We start from the raw sequence: 13922 nt of genomic DNA on the forward strand, positions 1-13922 counted from the left end.
TAAGCGCTCGGGCGGCGGCAGATGTGGTAGTTGCGCCTGCGGTGGCGATGTTTAGAGTCTGTGTCGTGACTGACACTGGAGCCGACGTCGACAAGCGCGTTACCGAGGCGTGGGCGCGGATCGAGGCTGGCCTGAGTCGTGTCCTGCCGGCTTCCCTCCGGCAGCTCAATGCGCCGGCCGCGGTACAGGCAATCGATGCGGTGGAGGCCGCGTTGGCCTTGCCACTACCGCAGAATTTCCGCGCCAGCCTCCGCACCCATAACGGAACCAAGCGGGGGTACGACGACTCGGGTCAGCTTCAGCCCAGCCCGGTACCGCTGGAATACCTCTACGACACCAACGAAATCATCGAGATGACCCGGATGTGGCGCAACAACTATCATCCGGAGCCGGACTGGGACGATCCTCAGGTCTGGGCGCACCTGGTCGATGAGGAGATGCTCTGGCTGAACGGGCCGGTGCGACCGATCATCGGTTCGCCGGGCGCAGTGGTCGTGGGCGACATGAATGGCGACGTGCAGTGGCTGCTCGATTTTGATCCGGCACCGGGGGGAACGCCCGGACAGGTGGTTCGGGTTGATGTCGAATGCGTCTCGTGGGACGTGCTGGCGCCGTCCTGGACGCAGCTACTTGTCCGCTACGCCGACGATCTGGACCTGTTCGCGGCTGATCCTGACAGCTCGCCTCTAGTGATCACTCACCCTGGAGCTGGACCGGCGTGCGAATGGGGCAGCACGCCGTCGGACTCTTGGGGGGTGCGTCCGGCATGGCTGCAGGACGTTCAAGCTCGCAGTCCATACCCGTGATGACGGCCCCTGCACAGCTGTCCTCACGGCCGAGTGGGCCGCCGACCGCCTACGTGATCCTGACGCAGCGAATGCCCTGTCATCGGCAGAAGCGGACACCGCATCGATGTCGCAGAGCCGCCGGTAGCAACTCACCGTGGTCTCGATCAAGCCGCGCGGGTCGGCATGGTCAGGTTGACTGCGCGGGGACGTCTCGCCCCTGAGACACCTCGAAATCTCTGGAGAACCGTCCCACTTCGGTTCGTGGATCAGGTCGGGGCCCTCGGGCACCTGGTCGACGGTCGCGGCGAGCATCGCCGCGACCGGCCGCCGCAGCCTGGGGTCAGCCGCCGCCCCCGTACGGCGTCGGGCCGGGCTCACCCGCGCCGGCTGTGAGCACTCCTCATCTTCGCCCCCTCGGATCATCGTGGGGGAGAGCGGACCCGGCATGGGCGAAGTTCCACCACAACGAATGGGCCTTGCAAGCCGCAGCGTTTCAGGGTGGCGCGGTCCCGCGCTCGGGGGAAGGATCTGCCCGTGCTCATCACGCCAATGCCCGGCAGCAGCCGCGAAGCCCTCCGCTCCGCCCTGATCAACGTTCACGAGACGATCGTGAATCTCCGCGGCGGCGGAGGGCCCGACGCGCTCTCGCGCGCCCTCGCCTACCTCGACTGGTGCCACGAGGCGCAGCGGCGACTCCGCAACCAGGTCCGGCCGGCTGAGCTGGACTACCTGGTGCCGCCCAAGAGCTACGAGGTGGTGCTCTCGGCAGCCGGGTCGTTCGGGTTTGGGCCGAGTGGGGAACGTCTGATCAACGGGCTGGTCTCCACGCAGCTGGACGAACGGGTGAGCGTCCTCCAAGCCGCGCTTGACGACCTCACCGAGCAGGTGAAGCGGTTCGAGCGCCACGCGGAGCTCCTCGTGCTCGACACCAACGTCTACATGGAGCACCCCGAGAAAATCGAGGCCTGGGACCTCGCCGGCGACCTGTACCTCGGATTCGAGGACGTCCACATCATCGTGCCCCTGGTCGTGGTCGACGAGCTCGACAAGGGCAAGCGGCAGGGCACCGAGAAGGGATACCGCGCCGGCTACTCCGTCGCCTACATCGACCGCATCACCAACGAGCAGGGTGGAGTGATCCGGCCGAAGGACTTCTCCGTCGAAGAGAAGGCTCGCGGCACCGTAACCGTCGAGGTACTCCTCGATCCGCCCGGCCACGTCCGGCTCCCCATCAACGACGACGAGATCGTCGACCGGGCTGTCGCCGTGCAGGCCCTCGCCGGCCGGCCCGTCCGGCTGGTCACCTACGACACGAAGATGGCCATGCGCGGCCGCCACGTCGGTCTGCGGGTGCACAGGCTGGAACAGCCGGAGAAGGAAAAGGAAGAGGAGAAGCAGCCGCGGCGGCGCCGTGGCCGAGAGGCCAAGGGCGGCGATCGAGACGCCGAGGTAGAACAGATCCGAGACCCTGCAGTGCGCGCCGCCCGGGCCGGTGAGCTCATCAACGTCCGCCAGCAGTCGATCGGCCACCTGTCCCGGATCCGGCGAGAGGCGATGGAGGAGATGGTCGCCGATGGGCTGAACCACAGCCAGATCGCCGACCAGACCGGGCTCGCCCGGCAGCGAGTCGGGCAGCTGCTCGCCGCGCCGCCCGCGGACAAGACCCTGGCGGCCGAGGGCCAGCCCGCTCCGGAGTGATCATGGAGACGTCGGGTGGGGGAGAGGCGGACGAGCCGTCGACCCCCGCTGGCGGCGAGCGACCCGACGTCGTCATGTTCGAGGTGGCCACCGCGCGACGGGTCGGCGCGCAGCTGCGCTACAACGGCGGTCCGTGGCTGGCCGAGATCCGGTACTCGGCCGCGTTGCTGACCATGCAGCAACGACTCGGGGGGTATGCGGAGGGTGAGACAGTGTCGCGACGCGAGTTCCGGCGCCCGTCGACAACCCGGAGTGAGCCCCCGATCACCCTCTCTCGGCCGCACATAATCAATTCCGACTAGCCGCTCGGGGTGTCGCAGGAGCGAGCGTACCGAGGGTGGATGCGAGTGGGCGTCTACGCTCGCCTCGACCGCATGCCTGACCCGTTCAGGCCTACACAGGGGAGCGACGTGACCGAGTCCGAGAAACGCCGAGTCGACCTCCTGGAGTGGCTCTATGACTACCGCGGGGAACAGCCGGGAGCGATGCCGGCGGTGGTGGATTTCCTCGACGGTGAGCCTGACGAGCACACCGAGGAGCTCATGAGAAGCGCCGGCATCCCGATCGCATAACCCGGAAGCAGCCTGGGGGCAGTGGCTCACTAACTGCCGCCCAAGTCGAGCCGGCGTGGCGGACCTCCTGTGGCGCTCATTCACGATAACGTTCCTTCTCGTGAATGAGATTGAGGCCCGGGGGAGCGCCGAACCAACCACCTTCATCGATCCGAACGAGCAACTGTCGGAAGCGGCGCGGCGGCGCATCCGCGAGTCGGTGCCCGCGTCGACGCGGCGGGCCTACGCCGGGGACTGGCGCCGCTTCACCCACTGGTGCGACGACCACCAACGATCACACCTGCCGGCCACCGCGGCGACCCTGGCCGAGTACGTCTCGCACCTCGCCGACGAAGGCAAGGCCGCGTCCACGATCGAGCGCGCAATGGCGGCCATCACCGTCGCCCACGCCGCCGCCGACCTCCCGCCGCCCCACACCCGGCCGGCGCGCGCGGTGCTGCGCCGGCACCGCACCGAACTCGCCGAGGCCGGCCGAGGCGTGCGCAAGGCCAAAGCGGTCACCGTCACCGCGCTGCGGGCGATGGTCGACACCCTCGATAGGACCACCCTTGCCGGAGTGCGCGACCGGGCCCTGATCGTCGTCGGCTTCGCCCTCGGCGCCCGCCGCAGCGAACTCGCCGCACTGAACATCGCCGACCTCACCTTCACCAGCGAGGGCCTGCACGTCACCATCCGCCGCTCCAAGACCGACAAGGAGTCCGTGGGCCGCAGCACCGCCCTGCCCTACACCTCCCGACCAGCCACCTGCCCCGTACGCACCATGCAGGCATGGCTCGACGCCCTCGCCGCCCACGACCAAACATCCGGACCGGTGTTCCGGCGCATCGACCGCCACGGCACCCTCGGGCGCACCCCCCACGGCCGCGGCGACACCACCGGCCGCATCACCGGCCAAGCCGTCGCCATCATCGTGCGCCGCACCGCACTACGTGCCGGCCTCGACACCGCCAGCGCCTTCACCGGCCACTCCCTGCGCCGCGGATTCGCCACCGAAACCCACCGCAGCGGCAAGAACCCGCTGCGCATCGCCCGCCACGGCGGATGGAAAGACGGCTCCGCCACCCTCGCTGGCTACATCGAAGACGCCGACCAGTGGCAAGACAACGCCCTCAGCGACGTCGGCCTCTGACCCGTCGCACCGCACTGGTCTCGACCTGGCGCACCGCAGACGACACGAACTGCGGGAACAACCAGCAGAGCCAAGACAGCAGCTCCCACAGGCACCAGCACTACTGCCCGCTCATCACCACGGTCAAGTCCGGCGCTAGACACGGCACGTCACACACTCGATCCCGCCGGTTGTCGGGGCCCTGCTGTGGGGCCCGATCCATGACCGATACCCTGCATGCGCTCGCTCCGCGAGCGCATGCTCGACGAATCCGAGCCGTTTGCCGGGCTGCTGCGTAAGTGCCTTCTCCTCGGCGCCGAGACCGGTTCCGAGGCGCCGCGACTGGGCGCGCAAGGAACTCAACGGCTAGGCGTCGGAGGCTGACGCCAAGGATGCCGTGCAGGAGACGATGTACAAGGCCGACCGGCGGTGGGGGACCATCAACAACCCCGAGGCGTCGGCACGGGTGACCCGCATCCCGCGCGTAAGCCGCGCGTCGTCGGCACGCTAGACACGATTCCGGTCGACGACAGCGCGGAGCACACCCCGCACCGCGCGTGCAGCCGAATCGTCACGCCGCCACGGAAGGTGCACGGGGCAGGGCCGGATGCAGCTTCGGTGGCCCAACTTAATGAGAAGACTCGAGAGATGGCCCAAGTTATTGAGAATGGCCCAGGTCAAGTGAGAAACGACAAACTGACCGTTATCGAGCGTGGCAGAGCCCAAAAATGCCGTCAGCGACCGATTCGATAATGTACATTATGTAAAGTCGGGCGATCTGAAGGTCCCCTCGTCGGGGCCGGACAGGTGCTTCTCGATCAGCGCGACCCGCTCGTGCACCGGGCCGGCCGGCACGTCGAGCAGCCGGTGCCCGTACGCCGCGTACACCTGCTCGTGCACGCGGGCGAAGGTCAACGACTCGGCGTAGTCGATCCGGCGTGCGGCCGTGCGGGTGACGAAGCCCAGCGGGCCGATCAGAAACACCAGCCGCTGGTACACCTCCTGACGGACGATCCGATCCAGCTCGGCGGCGAGGTCGGGCCCGACCGGCCGTCCCAGGTGCCGAGCCAGCGCCAGCGTGCACAACGGTGACCGGTCATGGATCTGCAGGTCGCCTTCCGCGTCGGCCGCGATCCGGCGGCGGCGCTGGAGTCGTGCGACGGCGTCGACGAATTCCGGTTCCCGCCAGGGTTCGGCGCACCCCTGCGCCTGCCGGGCCGCGATGACGTCGGTGGCCGCCTCCGGGACCACCAGGTGCCCTCGGCGGCGCAGCGCCTGGATCAGCGTGGTCTTGCCGGCCCCCGGGGCTCCGGTCAGGACATAGCGCCTCGGTTGCGTCACCGCGCTCCCCCTCTCCCCCTTGCCAGTGAACGTGAAAAAGCTGCATAATATCCCTTATGCATGACAAAAAGGACGAATCGCTCGGGGTGCTGATCGAGGAGTTCCTGACCGCCCGAGCGACCCGCAAGCCCTCCCCGCACACCCTCGCGGCGTACCGGCGGGACCTGCACGCGGTGGCCGCCCTGATCGCCGAGGACGTCACCACTCCCCTCCCCCGTGCCCCGCTGTCGATCACCGATCTCTCCCCCCGGGTGATGCGGGCGGCGTTCGCCCGGTTCGCCGCCCCGCGCGCGCCCGCGTCGGTGCACCGGGCCTGGTCCACCTGGAACAGTTTCTTCACATTCCTCGTGGCGGACGGGGTGGTGGCGGGCAATCCGATGCCGGCGGTCGGCCGGCCCCGGGCCCTGCTCCCCCAGCCGAAGCCGCTGCGCGGGGCGGACACCCCCGAGCTGCTGCTCGCCTCGGCCGCGCGCGACGACGGCCGGCAGCGTGACCCGTGGCCGGAGCGGGACGTGGCGGTGCTGGCGGTGGCGCTCTGCGCCGGGCTGCGGCTGTCGGAGCTGCTGGCGCTGCGGGTCGGCTCACTGGCCGGTCGGCCCGGTGAACGGCGGATCGAGGTGGTCGGCAAGGGTGGGCGGCCCCGGGTGGTGCCGATCGAGCCGGACCTGGACCGGGTGCTGGTGGACTACCTGGACAGTCGGGTCCGGCGCTTCGGGTCGCGGTCGGTACGCCCGGACTCGGCGTTGCTGATGGACCGGCACGGCGAGCCGCTGCGCCGCGGTGGGCTCCAGTATCTGGTGGAGTCGTGTTACCGGCGGGCGGGAATCGGTGACCGGGTGCCGCGCGGTGCGCGGTTGCACGCGCTGCGGCACACGTTCGCGACGCGGCTGGCCGAGGACGGGGCGAGCGCGGCGGAGATCATGCGGCTGCTGGGGCACGCGTCGTTGGCGTCGTCGCAGACGTACATCGAGGTGACGGCCGATCAGCAGCGCGACGCGGTGCGGGCCAACCGCACCAACCGGGCGCTGGCCGGCCTGGGGCCGGTGGAGCAGGCGCGGTGAGCGTGGTCAGTGGGCCCGGTGGTCGGTGTCGGTGGCGGTGGTGGGCAGCGGGCCGAGTACCGCGTTGATGATGTGGATGCGCGCGTTGGTGGCCTGGTAGTCGGCGCACACCGCGTCGGCCCGGTCGCCGAGGCGGGCGGTGGGTCCGGTGCGGGTGAGGGTGACGGTGGCGCCGTCGAGGGTGGTGGCGGCGCCGGCGGTCACCAGCTCGTCGATGGGGTGGGCTCCGGTGATCAGGTGCGCCTTGAGCAGGGTGCGCAGCTGGTCGGTGTGGCGGGCCATCAGGTCGTCCCAGTTGTCCTCGGAGAACTTGGCGGCGAAGGCGTCGTCCGACGGCGCCAGGATGGTGACGCCGGTGCCGGCAGGCAGGTCGGCGAGGACGCCGCTGGTGCGTACGGCGGCCTCGAACGTGGTGAGGGTGGGGATCCACCGGAGCGCCTGGTCGACGGGTTGGCCGGCGAGGAAGGCCGGGTTTCCGGGTTCGGTGCCGGTGGGCAGGGCGGCGCAGAGTGGTCCGGTGACCTGGGGTGTGCTGGTGCCGCTCGGTGGTTGAGCGTCCGTTGTGGAGGCGCCAGTGCAGGCGGTGCTGCCCAGAAGCAGGGCCGACACGAGGAGACACAGGGCGCGAGACCGGGGGCGGGTTGTCTGCGACACGGCGGGCTCCACGGGTCGGGGTTGGTGGGTGGGGTGTGCCGGCGGCGCGGGGCGTGGTGCCCGCGCCGCCGGCACGGCTAGCTGACGGTCACAGTGCCGCGCACTGGCTGGTGCGCGGACCGTGCACGGTGTTGGCGACGCCCAGGTTGATCGGGGCGGGGCTGTTGCCGGTGCAGCTGAGCGGGCCGCCGATGGTGCTGCCTGCCAGCAGAGGTGCGTCGGTGCCGGTGGTGTTGCCGGACAGGCTGACCGGGCCGGTGATGGTGACGTCGATGATGGAGATCGCGTCGGTGGTGTTCGCGATCCGGACCGGGCCGCTGATGGTGGAGTCGGCGAGAAGGACGCCGGCGGCACCGGTGGCGGTGACCGGGCCACTGATGGTCGTTCCGGTCGTCACGAGTGCCGCGCCCGCCCGGACCGTGACCGGCCCGTTGATGGTGGCGTCGGCGGCGCAGGTGAAGCCGGAGACGACCAGCGGTCCGTCGCGTCGGCCGGTGAGGGTCGGGTAGACGCGTTCGCCGTCGGTCAGCTTCTCCACGCCCTTGGTGTCGAGCAGCAGCGGGATCAGGCCGCGTTCGGGCTGGTTCAGGGGTACGTACCAGCCGTCGCCGGTCTTGATGACCTTCCAGCCGTGTGCGGCGATGCGCTGCGCGACGGTGGTGCCCACACCGCCTGGCCCGTCGGTGCGTGCGCCGTTGTACTGCTCGTCGGTGAGCTTGTAGGCGCAGGGGGCGTTGTCGAGGATGAGGTCGGCGCGGGGCGCGTCGAGCGGCGGCGGGCTGTCGCCGGGGTGCGGGGCGGGGTGGGCGGGGATCGGTCGGGAGCCGCGGAAGACGAGGCGGCCGGTGTTGGCGGCCTGGATCTCGATGGACTCGGCGCGGGAGGTGAGGATGTCGCCGCGGTCGGCGCGGTGGTAGTCGAGGAACTGGTGGAAGGTCCACAGGGCCGAGTAGGTCTTGCGGCGCCGGTTGTTGGCGGTGTTGCCCTCGTCGGGTCGGGTCTGCCCGCCGGAGCTGCGCAGTTCCAGCAGGGAGTTGGCGACGTTCTTGAGCCCGAGGGTGTTGCGCAGGATGGTTTCCTCGCTGAGGCCGACGTTGCCGCCGCCTTCGCAGCCGTAGGGGCAGGCCCACCAGCCGGCTTCGGCGCCCTTGGCGTACATGTGGCCTTCGATCATGTCCTGGGACTGGTCGAAGATCGGTTGCGCGACGTTCTGGTGGCGCGGCGGCAGCATCGGCAGGTCGCCGGCGCGGGAGTTGCCGAACTCGTGGCCGTCGTAGCCGGCGACGGGTCGGTAGTCGCGGACCATCTTGATGTACGCGGCGGTCTCCGGCTGGCGGATCAGCGAGTAGTCGCGGTTGAGGTCCTGGCCGGTGGAGTTGCCGCGGGTGTTGTTGGCCCGGCCGTCGCCGTTGATGGTGGGGACGATCAGGACGGTGGTGTGACTGAGCAGGTCCGTGATCCGGGGGTCGGTGCTGAAGGCGAGTTGCCGGGCCATGATGAGGCAGGCTTCGCGGTCGCCGGGCTCGTTGCCGTGCACGTTGCAGTTGATGGCCACGGGTGCGGTGGCGGCGACGGCGTCCGGGGTGGCCGCCGGGGTGGGGTGACCGATGACCAGCATGTTGATGGGTCGGTTCTGGACGGTGCGGCCGAGCTCGACGACACGGACTCGGTCACTGAGGGCGTCGATGGCGGCGGTGTAGGCGTACTCGTCGGTGTCGCTGGTGTACTGCGCGGCGTGGGCGGTCTCCCACTGGGTGCGCAGTTGCTCGCCGGGGGTTCCGGGGTTGCCCCAGGGTGCGGTGGTGGTGGCGACGACCGGGTCGGAGTAGGGCTGTTCGGTGGTGCCGGCGCGGGCGCGTACCCGCCATTGGAACGTGTCGCCCGGGTTGAATCCGGCGTCGGCGAAGGTCGGTGACTGTTGGTTGATCTGGCGGTTGGGGCGCCAGATGCCGACGATGGTCGGCGCGCCGGTGGGGGTGCCGTCGGCGCCGACGGCGGTGCGTTCGATCTGGTAGTCGGTGGCGCCGTCGACAGGTTGCCAGGCGAGGGTGGCGTACCCGTCGGCCTGGCGGACGGTGAGGCTGGTGACCTGGTTGGCTTCCGCCGCGCTCTGCGCGCTGGCGGAGGTGGGTGCGGAGGTGAGGGTGACGGCGAGGAGGGCGGATACGGCTATGGCGATGGACCGCTGGCGTCTCATGTGGCCTCCGACTGGTTGATCGTGGCGCGGTTTCGACCAGCATGATCGTCGGAGTTCGTCGATGCAATGATCTTGAGGGAATCTTGCGGCTGGGTGCGGCCTCTCCCCCGCTACGCGGTGACCTGGTGGGGCTCCACCGCGCCGGTCGGGGTTCCGGGGTGACGGGTTCAGCCGAGGTCGACCAGCAGGGGTCGGTGGTCGGAGATGGTGGACAGCGGAGTGGTGACCGCGCGTACCGGTGGGAGCTGCTCGAGGGCGTACCGGTCGGCGAGGATGTGGTCGAGTTGGACGCGGGGTTGCCCGGCGGGGTAGGTGGGGCGGCGGCCCAGGGGGTGCCAGCCGGAGATGAGCCGGGCCGCTCCGGCGGGCAGGTTGAGATCGCCGAGCAGGACGCGGGGAGCGGGCAGCGCGCGCAGGGCGCGGACGGTCTGGCGGAGTTGGCGGGCGTTCCAGCCGGGGACGAAGGACAGGTGGGTCGCGGCGACGGTGAGCGGGCCGTGCGGGGTGTCCAGGACGGCGGCGAGCACGACGCGGGGTTCGTCGTGCAGCAGAACGAGGCCGCCGCCGGGGCCGGGCACGTAGACCGGGGAGCGTACGGGTGCGGGCTTGAGTCGGGTGACCTGCCAGCTGCGTACGGGGTGGCGGCTGATCAGGCCGATGCCGTAGCAGGGTTCGCCGTGGCCGTCGTCGTCGTGGCGCAGGGGGCGGAACCGTTCGCCGGGGGTGCCGACGACGGCGGCGGCGAAGCGGTGGTGGGGTGCGTCGAGGGCGCGCGCGGCGATGGCGGTGAGGTCGAGGTTGCCGCTGCGGCTCTGGTCGCGGTCGACCTCCTGCAGGGCCAGCACGTCGGCGTCGAGGGCGCGTACGGCGGCGGTGAGTCGGTCGGGGTCGACGAGCCCGTCGGTCAGGGATCGTCCGTGCAGCACGTTGAAGGTGGCCAGGCGCACCTCTGCACCTTACGTCCCCGTGGCAGGGTTGCCGGGTGGTGAAACTGCTGCTGTGTTCGGTGTTGGTGTTCGTGGCGATGGGCGCGTTGGGGGTGTGGTTGCGGCGGGCGCGGGGTCGTTGACGTGCGGGGGTGTGAGTGAGGCTGGCCACTTCGGTGCGGGCCGGGCGGGTGGGGGTGGGGAGAATTGCCGCCCGTGGACGCCGTATCGCTGAGCACTCTCCTGGCCGCCGCGGCCCTGGCCGGCTGGGTCGACGCCGTGGTCGGCGGTGGTGGTCTGCTGCTGTTGCCGGCGTTGCTGGTGGCCGCGCCGGGGCTGCCGGTGGCCACCGCGTTGGGCACCAACAAGCTGGCCGCGATCTTCGGCACGGCCACCGCGGCGGCGACGTACGCCCGGCGTACGAAGGTCGACTGGCGGGTGGCGGGGCCGGCGGCGGGGCTGGCGGTGTTCAGCGCGGGGGTGGGTGCGGCGTTGGCCGGTGCGGTGCCGGCGTCGGCGTACCGGCCGGTGGTGCTGGTGGTGCTGGTGGCGGTGGCGGTGTTCGTGCTGCTGCGGCCCCGGCTGGGGGTGGTGGCGGTGCCGCAGCGGCGGACCCCGGTGCGAGTGGCGCTGGTGGTCGCGGTTGCCGGGGTGGGCATCGCGCTGTACGACGGGTTGATCGGTCCGGGCACCGGCACGTTCCTGGTGCTGGCGTTCACCGCGCTGGTGGGTGCGGACTTCGTGCACGGCTCGGCGATGGCGAAGGTCGTCAACGCGGGCACGAACCTGGGTGCGCTGGTGGTGTTCGGGGTGACCGGGCACGTGTGGTGGTTGCTGGGCGCGGGGATGGCGGTGTGCAACATCGCCGGCGCGGTGCTGGGGGCGCGGATGGCGTTGCGCCGCGGGTCGGGGTTCGTGCGGGTGGTGCTGCTGGTGGTGGTGGTGGCGTTGGTCGCGAAGCTCGGCCACGACCAGTGGCTGGCCCGGTGAGCTGGCGCTGATGCCGGTACGCGCGGAGCACGACCGGGCCGTCCTGGCGGAGCTGTTGGGGCGTGATCCGGTGCTGCACGCCTATCAGTTGGGCGACCTGGACGACTTCTTCTGGCCCTACACCTCGTGGTTCCGTCGGGGTGAGCAGGTCGCGTTGCTGTATCACGGGGTGGACCCGCCGACGCTGCTGGCGTTCGCGGCGCCGGCGGACACCGCGGCGCTGGCGGTGTTGCTGGCCGAGGTGGCGCCGGTGCTGCCGGCCCGGCTGTACGCGCACCTGTCCCCCGGGCTGGCCGACGCCCTGGCGGGGTCTTTCCGGCTCGATTCCGGTGGCCGGCATCATCGGATGGCGTTGACCGACCCGGCCCGCCTCGCGCTGGTGCGCCCGGCGGGCGTGGTGCTCGGCGCGGATGATCTGGCGCCGCTGTGCCGGTTGTACGCGCGGGCGTACCCGGAGAACTGGTTCGATCCGCGGATGCTGGACACCGGGCAGTACGTGGGGGTGCGCGACGGTGGTGAGCTGCGGGCGGTGGCCGGGGTGCATGTGTGGTCGCCGGCCTACCGGGTGGCGGCGTTGGGCAACGTCACGACCGATCCGCGGTGGCGTGGGCGGGGTCTGGGCGCGGCGGTGGTGGCGGCGCTGTGCGTCCGGCTGCGCGCCAGCGTCACGCACGTGACGCTGAACGTGAAGGCGGACAACGCGGCGGCCGTGCGGATGTACGAGCGGGTGGGTTTCACCCGGGTCGCCGAGTACGACGAGTACACGCTGACCGCCGTGTAGGCGGCCTTAGGTCAGCGGCGGCGGCTGGGTGAGTCGAACCGGCCGGCGCGGATCTCGCGCAGGGCGCGGCGGCGGATGTCCCCGCGCAGGGTGTCGACGTAGAGCGTGCCGCGCAGGTGGTCGGCCTCGTGTTGCAGGGCGCGGGCGAGGAAACCGCTGCCGGCGATGGTCAGCGGCTCGCCGTGCTGGTCCACCCCGTGGGCGGTGGCGTGCAGGGCCCGCTGGGTCGGGAAGTACAGGCCGGGGATGGACAGGCAGCCCTCCTCGTCGTCCTGGCGTTCCTCGGAGAGTTCCAGGGTGGGGTTGATGAGGTGGCCGCGGTGTCCGTCGGCGTCGTAGACGAACACCTGGGCGCTGACGCCGATCTGCGGGGCGGCGACGCCGGCCCGGCCGGGCGCGCCGAGCAGGGTGTCCATCAGGTCGGTGACCAGGGCGCGCAGGTCGGCGTCGAAGGTGGTGACCGGCTCGCACGGGGTGCGCAGCACGGGGTCGCCGATGATCCGGATGGGCCGCATGGTCATGCGGGTCAGCGTATCGCCGGTGGCGGCGGGTTCAGCGCCCGGCCAGGGTGGCGCGGATCGGGGCGGTCTTCGCGGCGGCCTCGGCGACCTCGGCGGCGGGGTCGCTGTCCCAGGTGATGCCGCCGCCGGCCCAGGTGTGCATCCTGTCGCCGTCGGCGGCGGCGGTGCGGATGGTCAGGCCGAGGTCGATCCGGCCGGGGGCGACCCAGCCCAGCGCGCCCATGCTGGCGCCCCGGCCGACGGGTTCGAGGGCGCCGATCTGGGTCAGGGCGGCGAGTTTCGGCGCGCCGGTGACCGAGCCGCCGGGGCAGGTGGCGCGCAGCAGGTCGGCCAGGCCGAGGCCGTCGGCGACGGTGGCGCGGATGGTGGACTCGGCCTGCCACAGGTCGCACCAGCGGCGTACGGCGAACAGGTCGTCGACGCGGACGGTGCCGGTGCGGGCGATGCGGGCCAGGTCGTTGCGTTCCAGGTCGACGATCATGATGTGTTCGGCGCGTTCCTTCGCGCTGGCGAGCAGTTCGGCGCGGCCGGCGGCGGTGGCCGGGCGGGTGCCTTTGATGGGTCTGGTGGTGAGCTGCCCGCCGGTGACCTCGACGAGGGTCTCCGGGGAGGCGCAGCCGATCGCCCAGCCGTCGCCGGTGAGCACGCCGCCGTAGCGGGCGCCGGGCAGCGCGCCGAGGCGGCTCAGGGCGGGCAGCGGGTTGCCGGTGTATCGGGCGGCGGCGTGGCCGACGAGGTTGGTCTGGTAGACGTCGCCGCGGCCGATGGCGGCGCGCACCGCGTCGACGGCGTCGGCGTGCTGGCGGGGGGTCCAGCTCTCGGTCCACTCGCCGAGCCACCAGGGCGTCGGCGGGCCGGGCGGCGGGGTGCGGGCGGCGCCGTGGTCGTAGACGACCACGGCGAGGTCGGGCAGGGCGGGCGTGGGGTCGGGCGCTTCGGGCGGGGCGCCGGCCAGCTGCGCCCCGGCGGCGGCGGACAGGTAGAGCGCGGCGCCGCAGGCGCCGGTGGTGGGGTGTGTGGGGGCGGGCCGGGTCAGGTCGTGCAGTGCCAGGCCGTGGGCGGCGAGGAACTCCTCGGCGAGCGCGGCGGGGTCGCCGCCGTCGGTGCGGTGCCATTGCAGGCGGGCGCGCTCGACGAGCGCGCCCCGGCAATCGGGTTGCGCTGCGGGTGCGTCGACCAGCACCTGTGGGAGCGTTTCCACGCCGTATGGCCCAACCTTCCTCATCCGTTCAGTGGATTTCCCGTGCACCGGGCCGGCACCTGTTCGATGCTGGACACTTTCGCT

At 71.3% G+C, this 13922-nt stretch carries 14 protein-coding genes; 8 read left to right on the plus strand and 6 right to left on the minus strand.

Annotation, left to right across the window (positions count from 1 at the left end; translation table 11 throughout):
* The first annotated feature begins 65 nt into the window (after positions 1-65).
* The 5 genes from BUS84_RS08140 to BUS84_RS08160 all read left to right on the plus strand — a co-directional run bounded on the left by BUS84_RS08140 (position 66) and on the right by BUS84_RS08160 (position 4187).
* On the plus strand, positions 66-806 hold the full coding sequence (locus tag BUS84_RS08140) for an SMI1/KNR4 family protein (RefSeq protein ID WP_074310167.1): 741 nt from the start codon (positions 66-68) through the stop codon (positions 804-806).
* Positions 807-1322: 516 nt separating this feature from the next.
* Entirely contained in the window at positions 1323-2486 is a 1164-nt protein-coding gene (locus BUS84_RS08145; RefSeq protein WP_143728283.1) for a PIN domain-containing protein, read from the plus strand.
* Positions 2487-2488: 2 nt separating this feature from the next.
* The gene (locus BUS84_RS08150; RefSeq protein ID WP_143728285.1) at positions 2489-2788 is read left to right on the plus strand and encodes a hypothetical protein; all 300 of its coding nucleotides are present in this window, start codon (positions 2489-2491) and stop codon (positions 2786-2788) included.
* A 45-nt stretch (positions 2789-2833) separates the two neighbouring features.
* A complete protein-coding gene (locus BUS84_RS08155) occupies positions 2834-3058 on the plus strand; it encodes a hypothetical protein (protein ID WP_143728286.1) in 225 nt (74 codons plus the stop codon).
* A gap of 100 nt (positions 3059-3158) precedes the next feature.
* On the plus strand, positions 3159-4187 hold the full coding sequence (locus BUS84_RS08160) for a site-specific integrase (RefSeq protein ID WP_159450999.1): 1029 nt from the start codon (positions 3159-3161) through the stop codon (positions 4185-4187).
* 738 nt (positions 4188-4925) lie between these two features.
* Here the strand turns inward: BUS84_RS08160 and BUS84_RS08165 are convergent.
* Positions 4926-5507: an AAA family ATPase gene (locus tag BUS84_RS08165; RefSeq protein WP_074310177.1), complete on the minus strand. Its 582-nt coding sequence runs from the start codon at positions 5505-5507 to the stop codon at positions 4926-4928.
* 56 nt (positions 5508-5563) lie between these two features.
* On the opposite strand from BUS84_RS08165, the gene BUS84_RS08170 reads away from it, so the two are divergent.
* Positions 5564-6568: a tyrosine-type recombinase/integrase gene (locus BUS84_RS08170; RefSeq protein ID WP_074310179.1), complete on the plus strand. Its 1005-nt coding sequence runs from the start codon at positions 5564-5566 to the stop codon at positions 6566-6568.
* 6 nt (positions 6569-6574) lie between these two features.
* On the opposite strand, the gene BUS84_RS08175 is transcribed toward BUS84_RS08170, so the two are convergent.
* The 3 genes from BUS84_RS08175 to BUS84_RS08185 all read right to left on the minus strand — a co-directional run bounded on the left by BUS84_RS08175 (position 6575) and on the right by BUS84_RS08185 (position 10366).
* Entirely contained in the window at positions 6575-7177 is a 603-nt protein-coding gene (locus tag BUS84_RS08175) for a fasciclin domain-containing protein (RefSeq protein WP_074310181.1), read from the minus strand.
* Between the two features lie 133 nt (positions 7178-7310).
* Positions 7311-9419 carry a M14 family zinc carboxypeptidase gene (locus BUS84_RS08180; protein WP_074310183.1) on the minus strand — a complete coding sequence of 703 codons (2109 nt, stop codon included), beginning with the start codon at positions 9417-9419 and terminating at the stop codon, positions 7311-7313.
* 167 nt (positions 9420-9586) lie between these two features.
* The gene (locus BUS84_RS08185) at positions 9587-10366 is read right to left on the minus strand and encodes an endonuclease/exonuclease/phosphatase family protein (protein WP_074310184.1); all 780 of its coding nucleotides are present in this window, start codon (positions 10364-10366) and stop codon (positions 9587-9589) included.
* Positions 10367-10561: 195 nt separating this feature from the next.
* On the opposite strand from BUS84_RS08185, the gene BUS84_RS08190 reads away from it, so the two are divergent.
* A complete protein-coding gene (locus BUS84_RS08190) occupies positions 10562-11335 on the plus strand; it encodes a sulfite exporter TauE/SafE family protein (RefSeq protein ID WP_074312308.1) in 774 nt (257 codons plus the stop codon).
* 10 nt (positions 11336-11345) lie between these two features.
* Complete coding sequence (locus BUS84_RS08195; protein ID WP_074310186.1) at positions 11346-12116, plus strand: GNAT family N-acetyltransferase; 771 nt, start codon at positions 11346-11348, stop codon at positions 12114-12116.
* An 11-nt stretch (positions 12117-12127) separates the two neighbouring features.
* On the opposite strand, the gene def is transcribed toward BUS84_RS08195, so the two are convergent.
* The gene (gene def / locus BUS84_RS08200) at positions 12128-12637 is read right to left on the minus strand and encodes a peptide deformylase (protein WP_074310188.1); all 510 of its coding nucleotides are present in this window, start codon (positions 12635-12637) and stop codon (positions 12128-12130) included.
* Positions 12638-12668: 31 nt separating this feature from the next.
* A complete protein-coding gene (locus BUS84_RS08205; RefSeq protein WP_074310190.1) occupies positions 12669-13862 on the minus strand; it encodes a chorismate-binding protein in 1194 nt (397 codons plus the stop codon).
* Between the last annotated feature and the right edge of the window lie 60 nt (positions 13863-13922).

Origin of the sequence: Micromonospora cremea, assembly GCF_900143515.1 — a bacterium.
GTDB classification, from domain to species: Bacteria; Actinomycetota; Actinomycetes; order Mycobacteriales; family Micromonosporaceae; genus Micromonospora; species Micromonospora cremea.